We start from the raw sequence: 19,071 nt of genomic DNA on the forward strand, positions 1-19,071 counted from the left end.
GCGCTCGCACGCGGCCGGGCGGTTCCCCGGGAGCCCCCTGCTCCTCGGCGGCGGGATCGTCGTCGTCCGGTGGTCGAGCGTGCCCCCAATGACGTTCGAACAACCGGCGAGTCCCCGCTCCGCCCGGCCGTCGGCCCCCACCAGGGCTTTTCTCTGGCGGTGCTCTTGGTGGGAGCTACCCGGTCATTCTGCCGGAGGGGGCCTTACCAATCGCTTACAGGTTCGTCCGCACCGGCGCGCCGGGCCTCCTGAAGTGGCCGGAAGCGGTCCGGGGCGGCTCCCGGCGGTGGAGTGCCGCCGGGAGCCGGTGCGCGCCGGGCCTCAGAAGGCCAGGTCGCGGCGGCGGAACAGGGCCACGCCGGCGGCGGTGAGGGCGAGCGCGGCGCCCGCCAGCACCGCCACGGGCGTCAGCGCCAGGTCGGCGGCCGGCAGCGACGGGGTGTGGCTGAACGGCGAGAGGTTGGTGACCGCCTGCGGCAGCTCCAGGATCGGCCCGATCTGCCCGATCAGCAGGCAGGCGCCCAGCGCCGCCCAGGAGATCGCGACCGACCGGTGCGGCAGCAGGCCGATCACCGCGACCACGAACCCGGCCAGCGCCAGTGTCGCGGGCAGCTGCACCATGGCGGCCCCCAGCAGCGAGGGCACCTTCTCCATCGAGCCGGACGCGGCGGCGTAGGCCAGCCCGTTGGCGAGCCCGGTCACCAGCAGCACGGCGGCGGTGCCGAGCACGGCGCAGGTGACGTGCGAGAGCAGCCACCGCGGGCGGCTCACCGCCGTGGCCAGCACCGCCTCCAGCGGCCCGCTCTCCTCGGCGCGGGTGCGCAGCAGCGCCTGGACGGTGTACCCGGCGACGATCACCCCGGTGAGGCTCATCATCGCGGCGAAGAAGACGTCGACCACGTCGCCCGCCCCGCCCATGCGCCCGATCATGTCGGCCAGCCCGTCGCTGCTGCCGAGCACCTCCTCGGCCTCGTTCCCGACGGCGCCCAGCGCCACGCCCATGACCAGCATGCCCGCGGCCCAGCCGTACAGCACGCCGCGCTGCAGCCGCCAGGCCAGCCCGAGGGGGCTGAGCAGCGCGCGCGGCGCCCGGACGGGGCCGCGGCGGGTGGGGAGCATCCCGGTTCCCACGTCGCGGTGGTCGGTGAGCCGGAACGCGATCAGCACCAGGGCGGCCAGCAGCACGGCGTGCAGCGCCAGCGGCCACCAGTCCTCGTCGCCGAACGGGCGGACCCGCTGCCCCCAGCCGATCGGCGAGAGCCAGGACGGCCAGAGGCTGGTGACGGTCATGTCGTCCTCGACCGGGGCGAGGCCGTCCCCGGCGGCGCGCAGCAGGAAGGCCGCGCCGAGGACTGCCGAGGCCAGCCCGGAGGCGGCCCGCGCGCTCTCGGTGATCTGCGCGGTCACGGCGGCGACCCCGGCGAACACCGCGCCGATCGCGCCGACCGCCGCGCCGGCGGCCAGCGACCCGGCCACCGGGAGCCCGCCGGCGACCAGCACGACCGCCACCAGCCCGGCCAGCAGCAGATCGGCGCCGATGGTCACGGCCAGGGCGGCGGCGAGGGCCGCGTGCCGTCCCACGACCGCCGAGCCGATCATCTCCGAGCGTCCGGTCTCCTCGTTCTGCCGGGTGTGCCGGACGACCGCCATGATGCTCATCAGCACGGCGGCCACGACGACGATGACGAAGGTCTCGTTGACGACGACGCCGCCCTCGCTGGCGTCGGGCACGACGCCGTTGAAGACGCGGGAGACGGCGCTGGTGACGTTGGACCGGGCGTAGGCGGCCTGCTCCTGCGCGGTCGGGTAGAGGCCGGAGATGCTGGAGGCCGTCGCGCCGACGACGGCGGTCGTCCCGAGCAGCCACAGCGGCAGCTGGACCCGGTCGCGGCGCAGCGCGAGCCGGGCGAGGCGGAGGGTGCCGGTGAACGTGCCGGCGCGCTTCTTCATCGGGCGGCCTTCGCCGGCTCGGCGGCGCCGGTCCGGTCGCCGTAGTGCCGCATGAACAGCTCTTCCAGGGTGGGCGGGTTGCTGGTGAGCGCGCGGACGCCGAACCCGGCCAGGTGCCGGTGGACGCCGGCGAGCGCCTCCGGTTCGACCTCGAAGCTGGCGGCGGTGCCCTCGACGTGCAGGTCGTGCACGCCCTCCATCCCGTCCATGCCGGTGAGGGGCCGTTCGGCCTCGACGCTGATGGCGGTGCGGGTGAGGTGGCGCAGCTCGGCCAGGGTGCCCGACTCCACCGTGCGGCCGTCGCGGATGATGGACACCCGGTCGCGGCGCAGCGCGAGCCGGGCGAGGCGGAGGGTGCCGGTGAACGTGCCGGCGCGCTTCTTCATCGGGCGGCCTTCGCCGGCTCGGCGGCGCCGTCGGCGGCGCCGGTCCGGTCGCCGTAGTGCCGCATGAACAGCTCTTCCAGGGTGGGCGGGTTGCTGGTGAGCGCGCGGACGCCGAACCCGGCCAGGTGCCGGTGGACGCCGGCGAGCGCCTCCGGTTCGACCTCGAAGCTGGCGGCGGTGCCCTCGACGTGCAGGTCGTGCACGCCCTCCATCCCGTCCAGGCCGGTGAGGGGCCGTTCGGCCTCGACGCTGATGGCGGTGCGGGTGAGGTGGCGCAGCTCGGCCAGGGTGCCCGACTCCACCGTGCGGCCGTCGCGGATGATGGACACCCGGTCGCACAGCCGCTCCACCTCGGCGAGGATGTGGCTCGACAGCAGGACGGTGTGCCCGGCCCGCTTGACCTCGGCGACGCAGTCCTGGAAGACCGCCTCCATCAGCGGGTCGAGCCCGGAGGTCGGCTCGTCCAGGATGTACAGCTCCACGTCGGAGGCGAAGGCGGCGACCAGCGCGACCTTCTGCCGGTTGCCCTTGGAGTAGGTGCGGCACTTCTTGCCCGGGTCGAGCTGGAAGCGCTCGACCAGGTCGTCGCGGCGGGCGCGGTCGAGGCCGCCGCGCAGCGAGCCGAGCAGGTCGATCGCCTCGCCGCCGGACAGGTTGCCCCACAGGTTGACGTCGCCCGGCACGTACGCGAGATGGCGGTGCAGGTCGACCGCGTCCCGCCAGGGGTCGCCGCCCAGCAGCCGGACCTCGCCGGAGTCGCGGCGCAGCAGGCCGAGCAGCACGCGGATGGTGGTGGACTTGCCGGCCCCGTTGGGGCCGAGGAACCCGTGCACCTCGCCGGTCCGGACGGTCAGGTCCAGCCGGTCGAGCGCCCGGACGTCGCCGAAGCTCTTGGTCAGATCGCAAACACGGATCGCGTCGGTCATCGCGATGGTCCTCATCGTCCTCGCGGTCATGGCGGTCGAGCCGGCCAGGGATCCCGGCTGACCGCCGGTCAGTTCCTTCGAGAGTAGAGGATCACCGCCGCGCGGGCCAACCGGGGCCGGTCTAGGGTGGGCGGGTGGACGACAGGAGGTCCCCCGACACCCGGGCGCGCATCCTGGAGACCGCGCTGGACCTGTTCTCCGAGCGCGGCTACCAGGCCAGTTCCATGCGCGAGATCGCCGCCCGGCTGGACATCACCAAGGCGACGGTCTTCTATCACTTCCCCTCCAAGGCCATGCTGCTGGCGACGCTGTGCGAGCCGCTCACCGAGGACTTCGAGGACCTCCTCGGCACGGCCGCGGAGGTCGAGGACCCGGTCGGGATGCGCCGCGTGCTGATCGAGGGCACGCTGGACGCCTACATCCGCAACCGCAGGGTGCTGCGCCTGCTGCTCCACGATCTGACGCTGCTGGCGCACGACCACGCCTTCCGCGAGCTGGTCTCGCTGGTGCGGCGGATCCACGAGCTGTTCGCCGGGCCCGAACAGGACGTCAGCGCGCGGATCCGGGCGGTCCAGATCTTCGCCATGCTGAGCGACCCGGTGTTCTTCTTCGAAGAGCTGCCGATCGAGCGGCTGCGCGCGGAGATCCTGGCGGGCGTGTGGGCGCTGCTCGACGAGCCGACCGCGTCCGGGCTGGTCACGCGGGAGGAGGCGGGGCTGGAGGGGGGCGGCGCCGGGCCCGCGCCCCGGCGCGCGGGGCGGCCCAGCGTGATGGACGCCGGGAAGGCGGCCGCGGCCCGGCGGATGTACGCGACGGGCTCGTACAGCGTCAACGCCATCGCCGAGCGGCTGGGGGTGTCCCGCGCCACCGTGTACCGCCACCTGCGCGAGGACGCCGCGCCCCCGCCGCCCTAGCTCGCGCGACATTGCGCGACATTGTGCGACGGTTGTGAGATGAATTGAGAGACGGTTCTGAGACACTGCCCGGGGCGCCCCTTCCCGGCGCCCGGGCGCGAGGCCGGCACAGGCGCCGGCCTCCCGAGACAGGAGTGGCGATGAAGATCGCGTTCTTCGGCGACGTCCACGGGTGCGTGCTGCACGCGCTGGGCGCGGCGGTCATGCTCGGTTCACGCCGGGCGATCCGGCTCGACGCCCTGGTCCAGGTGGGCGATCTGGGCGCTTTCCCCACCTTTGAACGGATGGACGGGCCCAGCCGCCGGTTCGGCGCGGGCAACCCCGCGCAGGGCGACTTCTTCCGGCTGCTCGATCCCCCGCCGCGGCTCGCCGACGGCGTGCGGCTCGCCCTCGATCGGGTGCCCCCGTTCCTGTTCGTCAGCGGCAACCACGAGGACCACGACTGGCTGGCCGGCCTCCACCGGGAGGACGGCCGCGGGCCGGTGGCGGCGGTGGATCCGCTCGGCTCGTACCGGCACGTGGCCTGCGGGAACGTCGTCGAGGTGGCCGGGCAGCGCACGGCCTTCCTCGGGATGATCGAGGCCACCGACGGCTCGATGGACCTCGACCCGGAGGCCTACGCGACGTTCATGGCGGCCGAGCCGGGCAGCGCGGACATCCTGATCACCCATGACGGCCCGTACGGCATGTCGGAGTACCGGGGCCAGGTCCAGGGCTCGGCCAAGCTGACCGCGCTCATCGAGCACCTCCGGCCGCGCCTGCACGTCAGCGGCCACTACCACCACGAGAACGGCCCGCGCCGCTACGGCCCGACCGTCTCCTACGCCCTCGGCCAGCTCGTGGGCCCCAAGGAGGGAAGGGACAGCGCGCCCGTCAACCCCGGGCAGCAGGTGACGCCCGGCAGCATCGGCCTGCTCGACACCGAGACCTACTCCTTCGAGTACGTCCACGACGGGTGGCTCGCCGACGTCCACGGCGACGACCTCGACCTCGCGGCCCTCGTCGCCGCCGCCCCCTGACCCTCCGCGCGGGGTCTCATGGGGCGAGGCCCCGCCCGTTCGGGGCCTCGCCGCTCGCCGAGCCGGCGGCCACGGGTCAGCGGCGCTGCGGTGCGGCCTGGCTGGGCTGGCGCGGCACCGCGCCCGAGGAGGTCAGCTGGGAGACCAGCCCGTTGAGGGCCTGCTCGGTCTGCCGGCAGGCCTCCGCGCACACCCGGCAGTGCTCGTGGTCGCGGGCGTGCTCGGCGCAGGAGTCGCCGCAGGTCTTGGTGGCCTGGATCGCCGACTGCACCTGGGCCCTGGTCAGGTTGGCGTCGTAGCCGGTGTGGCGGGACAGGACCTCGGCCGTCGTGGTGCAGATCGCGGCGCAGTCCATGTTGTCGCGGATGCACCTAGTCAGCCGGGGAAGCTCGCCCGACGGCTCGGACAGACAGGCGTCGGCGCACGCGGTGCACGCCTGCGCGCAGCTCATCAGCGTGTCGATCACCTCGGCCAGCCGCCCGCGGTCGAGATTGATCTCGGCCGGGTAGGCCTTCATCATCTGCGCGGTGTAGGTCATGGCGATTCCCCCCGTGGTAGTTGGTGGCGCGACAGGGGTTACCCGATCTTCACCCCCCATATCGGACTTGAAGAAGAACAGGCCCAGCATTGGCCATAGTGGGCGCGACCAGGACATTTCCGGCCCGACGCTCGACCCGTTCACTCGGGGGCGAGCCCGGCCGGGACGTCGCCGGGGTGCCGGTCCGGGCGGGTCCGGACGAACCGCGCCGCGTGCCTCCACCGGCCCGCCTCCGTCGCGGTGTCGACGCTGATCTCCACCACCGTGTCCGGCACCGTCCGCACGTACCGCAGGGGCGGCCCGCCCCCGTACGGCCCGCCGGCCAGCGCGGCGGGGAGCTCGGCGGGCCAGGGGTGATCGTCGCCGGCGGGCCGCAGGACGGCCCCCAGTTCGGTGCGGGCGGGCAGGGGCAGCGGTCCCGTCCGGGCGACCACGCGCAGCCGGCCGCCGGCGGCGCGGCGCCCGAGGACCAGGGTCTCAGGCCGCTCCGGGGACCCGGTGACGCCGCCGACGATCACCTCCACGGTGCTGCGGTGCTTGATCTTCCACCAGCGGCGCCGGCCCGCCTGGTACGGGTCACCGGCGGCCTTGATCACCAGCCCCTCGATGCCCTGGGCCGCCAGTGCCGCGAACCACAGCTCCGCCTCGGCGCGGTCGGCGGTCTGCGGGCAGGCGATCACCAGCGCGCCGGGCCCGGCCCCGGCCAGCAGGCCCTCCAGCGCCCGGCGCCGCTCCCGCAGCGGGCGGGGCCGCAGATCGGCGCCGCCGGTCTCCAGCACGTCGAAGGCCACGTAGTGGCAGGGCTCGGTCCGGGCCAGCGCGGCGCGGCGGCCGCCCGCGACATGGCGGCGCTGCAGGGCGCCGAAGTCCAGCCGCCCCTCGGCGCTCCACCGCACGATCTCCCCGTCCAGCACCGTCCCGGCCGGGACCCACTCGGCCAGCGCCGCCACGACCTCCGGGAAGGCCGCGTTCAGGCTGGTCCGGCGGCGCGACCACAGGTGGACGCCGCGGCCCGGCTCCACGGACGCCACGGCGCGGAACCCGTCGAACTTGGGCTCGAAGAGGCAGCCGCCGCGGCACTGGGCCGGCCCCGGGAGGCGATCCACGGTGACCGCCAGCATCGGCGTGATCGGCGACCGGATGTGCATGGCAAGCGCCGGTTACCCGCTCCGGCGCCCCCGAAAGGCCCCCGGCCCAACCTTGACCACGCCTCTACCGGACCGTAAAGGAAACCCGCCGCACCGGCGGTCATCGCGGCCGGGCCGGCGGTCAGCCGCGCCGCCTGCCGGCGGCCTTGCGGACCGCGTCGCGGGTCCGGTCGGCCACCGCCGCGAACGGCCCGACGAGGAGGTTGGCCGAGGCGGACTCCACGCCCGGGTGCGGGCGCGTGGGCGCCAGCACCTGGGCGGCCTTGACGGCGGCGGCCATCCCCCGGCGTTCTTCGGCGGTGGCCAGCTCGCGGATGCGGGGGAACTCCTCTTCCTCCTCGCGGCGCGCGTGCTCGAGGACGGCGGTGCGCAGCTCCTCGAAGCGCGGGCCGAACCCCTTGCCGCCAGGGCCGATGTCCACCAGTTCCGCCAGGATCGTCTTGCCCCGGTTCTCCTCCTCCAGCCGGGCGTCGACCATCGGGCCGCCGCCGTCCATCAGCCGGCGCGCGTAGGGGTGCACGACCTCCTCCTCGGCGGTCTCGTGCACCGCCAGCATCCTGCGGAGCCGGTCGAACGCCGCGGCCCGCGCGTCGCCCCGGGCAGCCGCCACCTCCCCGAACAGCGCGCGGATCTCCATGTGCTGGCGCAGCAGCAGGTCCACCACGTCCTTGTCGGGCATGGTCTCGGGGCGTTCGGTCATCGCGGTGTCTCCCGGTCCGGTGGCTTGTCGGCTGCCGTGGACCTGCCCCCGTCCCGGATTTGAAACCTCGCAGGTCAGCCGGCGGGCGCCGGGCGGAGCGCGCAGAGCAGGTCCCCTCCGATGGAGCAGTAGACGTCGGCGCCGTCGGCGGCGATGCCCTTCGCGGACGACAGCGACTCCTCGGGCAGGTCGTCCCTGCCCAGCCGGTAGCGGGGGCGGCCGGTGGCCAGGTCGAAGCCGTGCACGCCGTCGACCATGGCCAGGTAGACGACGTTCCCCGCGACCACCGGGCGTTCCCCGAACCCCTGCGGCAGCGGCCGCCGCCAGCGGACCCGCCCGGTGGCGGCGTCCAGCGCGGCCAGCGTCCCGGCGCCGTCGTCCAGGACGGCCAGCCCGCCGCCGACCACGGGGAGCTGGTGCCCCTTCCCGGCGGGCGACGCGGCGCCGGAGCCCGCTGTGCCGTGCAGCCAGCGCCGGGCGCCGTTGCGCGCGTCCAGGGCGGTGAGCACGCCGCCCGCACCGCCGACGTAGACGGTGCCGCCGGCGAGCAGCGGCCCCGGGTCGCCCAGGCCGCCGACCGTGCCGGAGGAGCCTTCCGCCGGCTCCGACTTCCACCGCGGTGCGCCGGTGGCGGCGTCGAACGCGTGCACGCGGCGGTCCGGGGCGATCACGGCCACCAGGCCCCCGCCCGCCGCCGGGGTCGCCGCACCGAGCCGCTCCGCCAACCGCTGCCGCCAGCGGGCGGCTCCGGTCGCGAGGTCGACCGCGTACAGGAAGCCGTCCTCGTCGGTGAAATGGCACAGGCCGCCCGCCAGGACCACATCGCCCATGACGCGCTCGGTCCGGTACTGCCAGCGCCGCCGCCCGGTCGCGGCGTCGAACGCGTACAGGCCGTCGCTCCCGATCCCCTCGCTGCCGGGGACGCAGAAGACCCCGGCCCCAGCGACCGGCGCGGGGGTCATCGTGAACGTCCTCAGCGAGGCCGACCACAGCCGCCGCCCGGTCGCGAGGTCGAACCCGGTCAGCGCCGAGCTCGCGCCGCTCGCGTCGCACAGGAAGCCCGTCCCGCCCAGGATCGCCAGCTTGGAGTCCCTGGTCGCGCCGAAGTCGCCCTGCCAGCGCCGCTCACCCGTGCGGGCGTCGACCGCGTACGTCGTGGTGTCCAGCCGCTCGGCCCCGACGATGAGCACCAGGCCGGGCGCGATGAACGGCCCGACCCGGACGCTCTGGTCCCCCGGCAGCGTGAACGTCCAGCGCAGCGGCGAGTCGTCGCGGCGCGCCATGAAGAAGGCCGCGGCACCGCCCGAGGCCAGGACCGCCCACGCGGCGCCCGCGCCGACGGCGAGGAAGCGCCGGCGGCCCGGCCCGGACGAGGCGGGCTCGGTTCCCCGACCCGCGATGGCGTGGGCGACCGCCGCCGGAAGCCACCGCGTGCCGTCCGGGGAGGGCGATTGGCCGCCCGTCAGCGTCCGCAGCACTTCCGGGGGCTCGGGACGGCGTGCCGGGTCCTTCTCCAGGCAGGACGCGACCAGGACGCGCAGCCCGGGATCGCTGATCGCGCCGAGGTCGGGCGGCATGTGCATGACGCGGTACATCACCTCGTGCACCGCGCCATGGCCGAACGGCCCGGAGCCGGTGAGCGCGTACGCCAGGACGGCCCCCAGCGAGAACACGTCCGCGGCGGGCCCGGCCGTCTCCCCGGCGGCCTGCTCGGGGGCCATGTACGCGGGGGTGCCCAGCGCCACGCCGGTCCGGGTGAGCGCGCTGGCGTCGCTCGAACGCGCGATGCCGAAGTCGATCACCCGCGGGCCCTCGGGGGTGAGCATCACGTTGGACGGTTTGAGGTCGCGGTGCACCACGCCCGCGCGGTGGATGGACAGCAGCGCCTCGGCGAGCCCGGCGCCCAGCGCACGCGCGGCGGGCGGGGGCAGCGGGCCGTGCTCGGCGACCGCGTCCTGCAGCGACATGCCCGGCAGGTAGGCGGTCGCCAGCCAGGGCCGCGCGGCGTCGGGGTCGGCGTCCACGACGGCGGCCGTGTAGGCGCCGTCGACCGCGCGGGCGGCGGTCACCTCGCGGCGGAACCGGGACCGGAAGTCGGGCTCGTCCGCCAGCGCCGGATGGATGATCTTGATGGCGACGGTGCGGCCGCCGGGCGAGCGGCCGAGGAGGACCTGCCCCATCCCGCCCGCGCCGAGCCTGCCCAGCACCCGGTAGGGGCCGACCCGCCTGGGGTCTCCGGGCCGCGTCGCCGACATCGGACCTCCTCGTTCTCTCGTCACGTTCACGCGGCGCATCGCGCCGACCCGCTCCGGAGGCGCGGGGCGTTCGGGGGCGGGCGGGGTCAGCCGGACGGCGGCACGGTGCCGGGGCCGCCGCGGGCGTCGAGCGCGTACAGGTACCCGTCCTTGGACCCGAAGTAGACGATCCCGTCCGCGACCACCGGGCTCGACTCGGTGCCCTCGCCGACCTCGAACCGCCACACCTGGCGGCCCGTGGCGGCCTCGATCGCGTACAGGACGCCGTCCGAGTAGACGCCGGCCGCGACGTAGAGGACCCCGCCCGCCAGCGCCGGATCGCCCTGCACGTGGCCGTCGATCTGCGCCTGCCAGCGCATGGTCCCCTTGGCCGCGTCGAGGGCGAACACGTTGGAGTCCCGGTCGCCGACGTACACGATGCCGCCGGACACCTGCGGGCGGGCCGTGACGGCTCCCGCGGTGCGGTACTTCCAGCGGGGCGCGCCGTCGCGGGCGCCGAAGGCGTGCACCTGGTTCCCCTGGAAGTCGCCGCAGTAGACCGCGCCGCCCGACACGGCCGCGCCGCCGGAGCCCTCGCTCATGTCGTACTCCCAGCGGAGCCCGCCGGTGGAGGCGTCGAGCGCGGCCAGGCTCTTGCCGCGCGGCACGTACAGCACGCCGCCCGCGACCGTGCGGTGCGAGGCGTACCGGGTGCCGCCGCGGCTCTGCCAGCGGGCCGAGCCGTCGGCGGCGTCGAACGCGCGCACGGGATCGTCCCCGGCGAAGACCAGGCCGTCCGCGACGAGGGTGTTGGTGCCGGTCCCGGTCGCCCCGGCCCGCCGCCGCCATCGCACGCGGCCGGTCCCGGCGTCGACGGCGTGGACGTCGCCGTCCTCTCCGCCGACGTAGACGACGCCGCCGTCGACGGCGGGCCAGGAGATGATCCGCTTGCCGGTGGAGTACTTCCAGCGGGGCTTGCCGGTCCTGGCGTCGAAGGCCAGCAGGTCGCCCTTCTCGCTGCCGATGAAGACGGCGCCCCCCGCCACGGCCGGGCTGGACATGAGGTACTTCGACCCTGTGTAGCGGCGCCAGAGCACCTTGCCCTGCCCTACGGGCGGGGGCGAGGCCGCCGTGCCGGCCGCGGGCCTGGTCCGCGCGGGCGGGGCGGGCTCGTCCTCTGGCCGCAGCAGTGCGGCGGCCCCCGTCCCGGCCGCGATCGCGGCGGCGGCGCCGGCGCCGCCGAGCAGCAGGACGCGCCGCCGGGTCGGGGCGAGGAACCCGCCCTCGTACGGCCGCGTGGCCCCCGCCGCGTCCGCCGGGGTCTGGGCCCCGGCGAGCGCGATCCCGGCGGCGACGGGCTCGGGCAGCCAGCCCAGGCCGTGCAGGTCCGCCTCGTCCGGGACGAGCCGCGCGAGCCGTTCCAGCAGCCGCGCGGGCGTGGGACGGGCGGCGGGGTCCGCGCCGAGGCAGTCGGCGGCGATGGCGCGCAGCACCGGGTCGGCGACCGCGTCCAGGCGGGGCCGCTCATGGACGGCGCGGTAGATCAGGAGGTGGGGCGGGCCGTCGCCGTACGGCCCGGTCCCGGTCGCGGCGTACACCAGCACGGCGCCGAGCGAGAACACGTCGGCGGCGGGCCCGGTCGGCTCGCCGCGGGCCTGCTCGGGGGCGATGAAGCCCGGGGAGCCGACCGCGGATCCGGCCCGGGTGACGAGGCTGGCCTCCGCGGCGTGCGCGATGCCGAAGTCGATGACGCGCGGGCCGTCCAGCCCGAGGATGACGTTGGCGGGCTTGAGGTCGCGGTGCACGACCCCGGCGCGGTGGACGGAGACCAGCGCCTCGGCGAGCCCGGCGCCCAGCGCCAGCGCCGCGGCGGGCGGCAGCGGCCCGTGCGCGGCCACGACCTCGTGCAGCGGCAGCCCCGGCAGGTAGGCGGTGGCCAGCCACGGCGGGTCGGCCTCGGGGTCGGCGTCGACGACCGGGGCGGTGAACGCGCCGCCGACCGAACGGGCGGCGGCGGTCTCGCGGCGGAACCGGCGGCGGAAGTCGTCGTCCTCGGCCAGGTGCGGGTGGACCACCTTGACCGCGACGTGCAGGCCGCCCGGCGAGCGTCCGAGGTACACCTGGCCCATGCCGCCGGAGCCGAGCCGGCCCAGCAGCCGGTGGCCGCCGATGCGCCGGGGGTCCCCGGGCCGCAGTGCCTCCATCGGCAGTCGCCACCTCACATCCGCGCCGTACCGGCGGCCGCCGCCGTACGGGAACGACCCTCTCCGGGAGACGCGGTCCCGCGCAACCGGGTTCGGGCGGAGATGATCTCAATCTCGTCAAGGCGCGGTGACGCCGCCGGGCGAGGCGCGGCGGACGCGCGGCTCGTACCGTTCCTATTCAGTGTGCAGGAGTGGCATCTGATGCCGGCTCCTGGAACTGCGCGTATCCCGAACGGTGTTGGATGCGCTGGTCTCCCGCGTTCGTCTGCCCGTCCGGCTGGGTGCATCGTGTGCAGGTTCCGTGAGGGGTGGGCGGGTTCCCTCGCGCTCGCGTGCGCCTGGTCTGGCCTGGGCGGTCCGATGCCCCTGCTCATCGCTCCGGTGGGCAGGGGGCGGTGCCGTCCGTCGCCGGATCGGGTGCCCGAGGGCGCGTCGCCCGATCGCGATGCTCGCGGCATCGTGCCGGGAAACTTCGCGGCGTGGGGTGCGCAGTGGCTTCTGCCAGTGCCGGGCGCCCCACTTGGTGGTGTAGGCGGGGTCGACGGCCACGACCGCCAAGCCCGCTTCGGCCGCCATCGACACCAGCCGTGCCTTGAGTTTCCCGGTGGGGAAGCCGGAGATCAACTGCCGGAACCGCCTGCGCCGCCCGTGCTTCTCCCGGGTCTTGCCGCCGGTGAAGTCGAGGTCTTCGATGGCGATGGCGGCCACGCCGCAGGATAGGGCCCAGTGCAGCAGGCGGGTGAGGGCGTGCCGGATCTGCGCGTCACGGTGGGTGGAGGTGCCGGTCAGGGTGTAGTCGAACCGGTGTGGGTCGCCGATGGGGTTGCCGCAGGGGTCGAGCCGCCATGCGGCCAGGTGGTCGGCGTTGGCGTCCACCCCGACCACACCCCGGGCGCACGCCGCCTGGAGAGGGAGGGTGCGGGCGGGGGTGCGCTGCCAGGAGGCGGTCAGGTACCAGCGGTCGCGTTCGGGGTCGTGGTGGATGCGGTAGGCCACCGCCCGGTCCGCCTGGATGCGGTCGGCCCACTCGGTTCCCCGGTGCCGGAAGGCGACGCGGGCGGCCAGGACGTAGCGCCCGTGCGGAGCGTTCGCCAAGGACGCCAAGGGGGCGGGAAGGCGGATCGACACCTGGCCGCCGGGGGTGAGGCGGATGGTCTCGTTGCCGTACCGCTTCCCGCTCTCGCCATCGGCGGCCAGGAACGATCGCCGGGCCTCCCAGCGCTCCCGCCACCGCTGCTCGGTGAGCCCGGCATCGCCGAGATGGTGGCGGGTGCGGGCGAGCCTCGTGCCGCCGCGCACCACGTGCACGATACCGGCGTCCCGGTCGGCCCGCTCACAGGTGAGCCGGTCCTTCAGGGCGGCCATGCGGCGGGACTTGGCGAACCACTCCCGCCGGGACCGGTACCCGCCCGGCGCCCGCCCGGCACCCCTGGCTCCCAGGGGCTGGGACAGCCGGTGCTCCAGCGTCCGCACCCCCGCTTCCAATCCCTGGACGTGGGCGTGCTGGGCGTGGCGGGCCAGGGCCCACTGGTCATGGGTGGCCTTGGTGATGCTCCCGGCCCACCGAGACGACGACACCCCCGTCAACTCCCGCTTACGCGCCGCCCACCGATCCGCATCATGCTCCAGGCCGTCGCGGCACCGGGCCTTCAGATCCCGCGCGGCCAGCGACCCCAGATGCACCCCTATCAGCCGCAGCACCCGCTCGTCGGCAGCGGTCAGGCCCTTGAGACGGTCGCGCACCGCCACCCCGAGCGGGCCCGCCGCAACGAACGGCGCCGCGACCGGACGCACCTCGCCGCCTGGGGGGCGGGCTGTGCGGGCGGGGGCGGTGTGGCGGGTCGCCGTCTCGGCGGCCACACCACCGGAAGTGGTACGCGACATGACGAACACTTTAAGTGACAGAACTCGAACATGCAATCGACTCTTGCTGCTCGGACACTGTGACGGTACATCGCCATGGGCGCGCGTGGGTATCCATGGACACTCCTGAACACTCTCCCACCAACAGGTCTGAACCCCTCCCCGCCGCCGACGCCGCTGCCGTCGCCGGCCGTGGTCTCCCCCGGCACAAACCCGTAGGCGCCGGGCGCGGAGACCGATTCGGTGGCCGCGTCCCCGGTGTGGAACTCCCACGCCGGATCACTCCCGATGATCTCGAAGTGCACCACTGGACGGTCCATGACCGCTCCTCTCCGCGCCGGGTCGACCGGCGCCGCGGGCGCCCCCGGTGGGCGCCTCGCAGCAGAGGACGGAGCAGAGACCTCGCTCTCGACGTCGCACGGAGGATTTCTTTTCGGCCACCGTACCCGCGCGGGCCGTCAGGGCTTGCGGGCGACGGCGCCGTACCGGCTGACCTCCGCGGCGGACGGCCGCGGGCCGCGCCGTCGGGACGCCACTCGCGCGGGGACGCTCCGTGTTGCCGGGCGGACGAACCGCGAACCTCAACCTGTTCTCCTCTCCTGAGGGCCACGGGTTGGAATCCCCCAGCGATCCTGCTCCGCGCCGCGATCTCGGCGGTCGCCGGTCGGCCGGGTCGTGTCGATCTCGGGTGCGTTGGGAGCCCCTCTCCCATCTGCCGCCCAGGTACACTAATCTATCTAACAATTGTTAGAAAGAACCTTGGAGGGCCACGGATGGATCTCGAGTTCGGGGCGGCCGAGGAGGACTTCCGCGCCGAGGTCCGCGCCTGGCTGCGCGACCACGTGCCCGCCGAGCCGCTCCCGTCGCTGGAGACGGCCGAGGGCTTCGCCGCGCACCGCGCGTGGGAGCGGGAACTGGGCCGGGCCCGCCTCTCGGTGGTGTCGTGGCCCGAACACTACGGCGGGCGCGGCGCCTCCCCGCTGCGCTGGCTGATCTTCGAGGAGGAGTACTACGCGGCCGGCGCGCCGGGCCGGGTCGGCCAAAACGGGGTCAACCTGCTGGCCCCCACTTTGTTCGAGCACGGTACGCCCGGGCAGCTCGACCGGATCCTGCCGCCGATGGCCGCCGGGGAGGTGATCTGGGCGCAGGCGTGGTCGGAGCCCGGCGCGGGCAGCGACCTGGCGGCGCTGCGCGCGACCGCGACCCGAACCGACGGCGGCTGGCTGCTCGACGGGCAGAAGACGTGGAGCTCCCGCGCCGCGTTCGCCGACCGGGCGTTCGGCCTGTTCCGGTCCGGCCCCGGCTCGCAGCGGCACCGCGGCCTCACCTACCTGATGTTCCCCCTGAATGCCGAGGGCGTGACCGTGCGGCCGATCGGGCGGCTGGACGGCAAGCCCGCGTTCGCCGAGCTGTTCCTGGACGGGGTGTTCGTCCCCGACGAGGACGTGATCGGCGAGGCCGGGCAGGGCTGGCGGGTCGCGATGGCCACGGCCGGGAACGAGCGCGGGCTCACCCTGCGCAGCCCCGGCCGGTTCACCGCGGCCGCGGCCCGGCTCGCCGAGCTGTGGCGGGAACGGGCCGAGCCGTCCGACACCGCGCTGCGCGACCGGGTCGCCGACGCCTGGATCCGGTCCCGCGCGTACCGGCTCAAGGGCTTCGAGACGATCTCGCGCACCGACGACATCGGCGCCGAGGCCAGCCTCAACAAGGTGTTCTGGTCGGAGCTGGACGTGGCGCTGCACGAGACCGCGCTGGACCTGCTGGGCCCGGACGGCGAGCTGGACTCCTCCTGGCTGGAGGGCTACGTGTTCGCGCTGGCCGGTCCCATCTACGCGGGCACCAACGAGATCCAGCTGAACGTGATCGCCGAGCGGCTGCTCGGCCTGCCGAGGGGGTCGCGATGAGGTTCGTGCTGGACGCCGAGCAGCGGATGTTCGGCGAGACCCTGCACAAGCTGCTGGCCGAGGCCGGGACGGCGGGCGCGGTGCGGGCCTGGGCGGTGGGCGACGCCGCGCCGGGGCGCGCACTGTGGGCGGCGGTCGCCGGGGCCGGGGTGTTCGCACTGGCCGTACCGGAGGAGCACGGCGGGGCCGGGCCGCTGCCGGTGGAACTGGTCACCGCGATGGAGGTGCTCGGACGGCACGCGGTCCCGGGCCCGGTCGTGGAGACGCTCGCCGCCGCCGAACTGCTGGGACGGCTCGGCGGCCCCGCCTCCTCCGAGTGGCTGCCGAAGATCGCCGAAGGGGACGCGCTCGTTTCGCTGGCACTGCCCCCGTCCGTTCCGTACGCACTGGACGCGGACATCGCTGGGCTGGTTCTGGCCGCGGGCGACACGGTCCGGGCGGCGGCGGCCGGCGACCGGCCGGTCGCGGCCTCGCTCGACCCCGCCCGGCGGCTGTTCGAGGTCGTCCCGGGCGAGCCCCTGTTCTCCGGGGACGCGGCGCGCACGGCGTCCGCGGCGGCGTACGACCTCGGCGTCCTCCTGTGCGCCGCCCAGCAGATCGGGCTGGGCCGCGCGCTGCTGGACGTCTCGGCCGGGTACGTGAAGACGCGCGAGCAGTTCGGACGGCCGATCGGCGAGTTCCAGGCGATCAAGCATCATCTGGCGGGCGCCCTGGTGGAGCTGGAGTTCGCGCGGCCGCTGCTGTTCGGGGCGGCGCTGTCCTATGGGACGCCCGAGTTCGGCCGGGACGTGTCCGCCGCCAAGGTCGCGGCGTCGGACGCCTCGTACGCCACCGCCAGGATCGCCCTGCAGGTGCACGGCGCCATCGGTTACACCGACGAGTACGACCCGTCGCTGTGGATCCGTAAAACCCGGGCGCTGCGCTCGGCGTGGGGCTCCCCCGCCGAGCACCGCGCCCGGGTCGTCGCGGCACTGTGAGACCGCGGCGCCGTTCAGACGCCCACGGGATGCCATACGGTCTTGGTCTCCAGGAACGCGGTCATCCGCCCGGTTCCGGGGGCTGCGGACCAGTCCGCCCCCTCCTGCGGACGCAGAACCCGTTTGAGATTTCCGGCCGCCGCCTCCTCCAGCACCGGCACCTGCCCGGCCTCGACCCCGGCCAGATCCAACGCGTTCAGGTCCATGTGCGAGGCCAGCCACGGAGCCAGCTCGGCGCGCTGCCCGGTGAGGATGTTGACCACCCCGCCGGGCAGATCGGAGGTCGCCAGCACCTCCGCCAACGTCACCGCCGGCAACGGAGCCGGCTCGGAGGCCACCAGCACACAGGTGTTGCCCGACACGATCACCGGCGCCAGCACCGACACCAGCCCCAGCAACGCCGAATCCGGTGCCAGCACCCCGACCACACCCGTGGGCTCAGGAGTGGAGAAGTTGAAGAACGGCCCCGCCACCGGGTTGGCCGACCCGTGCACCGCGGCCAGCTTGTCGGCCCACCCCGCGTACCACACCCACCGATCGACCGCCGCCCCCACCTCAGCCGAGGCCGCGGCCTTGCCCAGACCGGCCGCGCGCAACTCCTCCACGAACTGCGCCTGGCGGCCCTCCAGCATCTCGGCGATCCGGTACAGGATCTGCCCCCGGTTGTAGGCCGTCCGCCCCGCCCACGGCTCGAACGCCTTGCGAGCGGCCACGACCGCGTCCCGCACGTCCTTGCGCGAAGCCCGGGAGGCGTGCGCGAGGAAGTGGCCCTTGGTGTCGTTCACCACCAGCGTCCTGCCCGACTCCGAGCGGGGGAAGGCGCCCCCGATGAACAGCTTGTAGGTCTTGCGCACCACCAACCGCTGCCCAGCCGACTCAGACATTGAGGTAGGCCTCCAACCCGTGCCGTCCGCCCTCGCGGCCGAACCCCGACTCCTTCAACCCCCCGAACGGCGAGGCCGGATCGAACTTGTTGAAGGTGTTGGCCCACACCACCCCCGCCCGCAACCGCTGCGCCGCCCACAAGATCCGCGACCCCTTCTCCGACCACACCCCCGCCGACAACCCGTACGGAGTGTTGTTGGCCTTCACCACCGCCTCCTCCGGCGTGCGGAAGGTCAGCACCGACAGCACCGGCCCGAAGATCTCCTCCCGCGCGATCCGATGCGACTGGGCCACCCCCGTGAACACCGTCGGCGCGAACCAGAACCCCCGCTGCGGCAACGCACACTCCGGCGCCCACCGCTGAGCGCCCTCGCTCTCACCCGAAGCGGCCAGCTCCCGGATCTTCTCCAACTGCGCCGCCGAATTGATCGCCCCCACATCAGTGTTCTTGTCCAGCGGATCACCCACCCGCAGGGTGCGCATCCGTGTCTTGAGCCGCTCCAGCAGTGGTTCGGCGATCGACTCCTGCACCAGCAACCGCGACCCGGCGCAGCACACGTGCCCCTGGTTGAAGAAGATCCCGTTCACGATCCCCTCAACGGCCTGGTCGAGTGGAGCGTCATCGAAGACGATGTTGGCGGCCTTGCCGCCCAGCTCAAGCGTCAGCCTCTTGGAGGTGCCCGCCACGCTGCGGGCGATCTGGCGGCCGACGTCGGTGGAGCCGGTGAAAGCGACCTTGTCGATCCCCGGATGCTCCACCAGCGCCCGCCCGCTCTCCCCCGCACCGGTGATGATGTTCACCACGCCCGGCGGAAGGCCGGCCTGGACGCAGATCTCGGCGAACGCCAACGCGGTCAACGGGGTCGTCTCGGCCGGCTTGAGGACCACGGTGTTCCCGCACGCCAGAGCGGGCGCGATCTTCCACGCCAGCATCAGCAGCGGGAAATTCCACGGGATCACCTGCCCCGCCACCCCCACCGGCCCAGGATCAGGCCCGAACCCGGCATGGCCCAGCTTGTCGGCCCACCCCGCGTAATAGAAGAAATGCGCCGCCACCAGCGGCACGTCCACATCCCGCGACTCACCGATCGGCTTGCCGTTGTCGATCGACTCCAGCACCGCCAGCTCACGCGAACGCTCCTGCACCAACCGCGCGATCCGGAACAGGTACTTGGCCCGCTCCCGACCCGGCATCGGCCCCCACACCCGCTCATAGGCGGCGCGCGCGGCGGCCACCGCGCGATCGACGTCGGAGGCGTCGGCGCAGGCCACCTCGGCCAGAGTGTCCTCAGTGGACGGATCGATCGTCTTGAACGGCTCACCATGCCCGTCCACGAACTCCCCGTTGACGAACAGGCCGTAAGAGGGGCGGATGTCGACGATGTCCCGCGACTCCAGCGCCGGGGCATACTCCAAAACCATG

The 19,071-nt window shown here is 74.4% G+C and carries 15 protein-coding genes; 4 read left to right on the forward strand and 11 right to left on the reverse strand.

Annotated elements, in window-relative coordinates:
- Window positions 1–321: 321 nt before the first annotated feature.
- The 3 genes from ACZ466_RS54085 to ACZ466_RS54095 are packed head-to-tail and all read right to left on the reverse strand — an operon-like array spanning window position 322 to window position 3,262.
- Window positions 322–1,950 (reverse strand): ABC transporter permease, encoded by a 1,629-nt coding sequence (locus tag ACZ466_RS54085; RefSeq protein WP_378291759.1) that lies wholly within the window; start codon window positions 1,948–1,950, stop codon window positions 322–324.
- On the reverse strand, window positions 1,947–2,336 hold the full coding sequence (locus ACZ466_RS54090) for an ATP-binding protein DrrA1-3 family domain-containing protein (protein ID WP_464042447.1): 390 nt from the start codon (window positions 2,334–2,336) through the stop codon (window positions 1,947–1,949). The genes ACZ466_RS54085 and ACZ466_RS54090 overlap by 4 nt, the downstream gene beginning before the upstream one ends.
- Entirely contained in the window at window positions 2,333–3,262 is a 930-nt protein-coding gene (locus ACZ466_RS54095) for an ABC transporter ATP-binding protein (RefSeq protein WP_464042449.1), read from the reverse strand. Before ACZ466_RS54095 ends, ACZ466_RS54090 begins: the two co-directional genes overlap by 4 nt.
- 134 nt (window positions 3,263–3,396) lie before the next feature.
- Here ACZ466_RS54095 and ACZ466_RS54100 point away from each other — a divergent pair, with 134 nt between their 5' ends.
- Window positions 3,397–4,176, forward strand: a complete 780-nt coding sequence (locus tag ACZ466_RS54100) for a TetR family transcriptional regulator (RefSeq protein WP_378293312.1) — start codon at window positions 3,397–3,399, stop codon at window positions 4,174–4,176.
- 140 nt (window positions 4,177–4,316) lie between these two features.
- Complete coding sequence (locus ACZ466_RS54105; protein WP_378293314.1) at window positions 4,317–5,195, forward strand: metallophosphoesterase family protein; 879 nt, start codon at window positions 4,317–4,319, stop codon at window positions 5,193–5,195.
- Window positions 5,196–5,271: 76 nt separating this feature from the next.
- Here the strand turns inward: ACZ466_RS54105 and ACZ466_RS54110 are convergent, their stop codons facing one another.
- From ACZ466_RS54110 to ACZ466_RS54135, 6 genes are all read right to left on the reverse strand, one after another.
- Entirely contained in the window at window positions 5,272–5,733 is a 462-nt protein-coding gene (locus ACZ466_RS54110; RefSeq protein WP_378293316.1) for a four-helix bundle copper-binding protein, read from the reverse strand.
- Between the two features lie 140 nt (window positions 5,734–5,873).
- Window positions 5,874–6,881, reverse strand: coding sequence for an ATP-dependent DNA ligase (locus ACZ466_RS54115; protein ID WP_378293318.1), 1,008 nt, complete (start codon window positions 6,879–6,881; stop codon window positions 5,874–5,876).
- A gap of 121 nt (window positions 6,882–7,002) precedes the next feature.
- Complete coding sequence (locus tag ACZ466_RS54120) at window positions 7,003–7,581, reverse strand: hemerythrin domain-containing protein (protein WP_378293320.1); 579 nt, start codon at window positions 7,579–7,581, stop codon at window positions 7,003–7,005.
- 74 nt (window positions 7,582–7,655) lie between these two features.
- Window positions 7,656–9,836 carry an outer membrane protein assembly factor BamB family protein gene (locus ACZ466_RS54125; RefSeq protein ID WP_378293322.1) on the reverse strand — a complete coding sequence of 727 codons (2,181 nt, stop codon included), beginning with the start codon at window positions 9,834–9,836 and terminating at the stop codon, window positions 7,656–7,658.
- Between the two features lie 86 nt (window positions 9,837–9,922).
- Window positions 9,923–12,019: an outer membrane protein assembly factor BamB family protein gene (locus ACZ466_RS54130; protein WP_464042453.1), complete on the reverse strand. Its 2,097-nt coding sequence runs from the start codon at window positions 12,017–12,019 to the stop codon at window positions 9,923–9,925.
- 174 nt (window positions 12,020–12,193) lie between these two features.
- The gene (locus ACZ466_RS54135; RefSeq protein ID WP_378293426.1) at window positions 12,194–13,903 is read right to left on the reverse strand and encodes an IS200/IS605 family accessory protein TnpB-related protein; all 1,710 of its coding nucleotides are present in this window, start codon (window positions 13,901–13,903) and stop codon (window positions 12,194–12,196) included.
- A gap of 752 nt (window positions 13,904–14,655) precedes the next feature.
- Here ACZ466_RS54135 and ACZ466_RS54140 point away from each other — a divergent pair.
- Both ACZ466_RS54140 and ACZ466_RS54145 read left to right on the forward strand, forming a co-directional pair.
- A complete protein-coding gene (locus tag ACZ466_RS54140) occupies window positions 14,656–15,786 on the forward strand; it encodes an acyl-CoA dehydrogenase family protein (protein WP_378293423.1) in 1,131 nt (376 codons plus the stop codon).
- Window positions 15,783–16,763, forward strand: a complete 981-nt coding sequence (locus ACZ466_RS54145; protein ID WP_464042455.1) for an acyl-CoA dehydrogenase family protein — start codon at window positions 15,783–15,785, stop codon at window positions 16,761–16,763. The genes ACZ466_RS54140 and ACZ466_RS54145 overlap by 4 nt, the downstream gene beginning before the upstream one ends.
- A gap of 14 nt (window positions 16,764–16,777) precedes the next feature.
- Here the strand turns inward: ACZ466_RS54145 and ACZ466_RS54150 are convergent, their stop codons facing one another.
- Together ACZ466_RS54150 and ACZ466_RS54155 are read right to left on the reverse strand one after the other, a co-directional pair.
- Window positions 16,778–17,647 (reverse strand): aldehyde dehydrogenase family protein, encoded by an 870-nt coding sequence (locus ACZ466_RS54150; protein WP_464042456.1) that lies wholly within the window; start codon window positions 17,645–17,647, stop codon window positions 16,778–16,780.
- A complete protein-coding gene (locus tag ACZ466_RS54155) occupies window positions 17,640–19,070 on the reverse strand; it encodes an aldehyde dehydrogenase family protein (protein WP_464042458.1) in 1,431 nt (476 codons plus the stop codon). Before ACZ466_RS54155 ends, ACZ466_RS54150 begins: the two co-directional genes overlap by 8 nt.
- Window position 19,071: the final 1 nt, after the last annotated feature.

It is taken from the genome of Actinomadura rugatobispora (assembly GCF_055379765.1).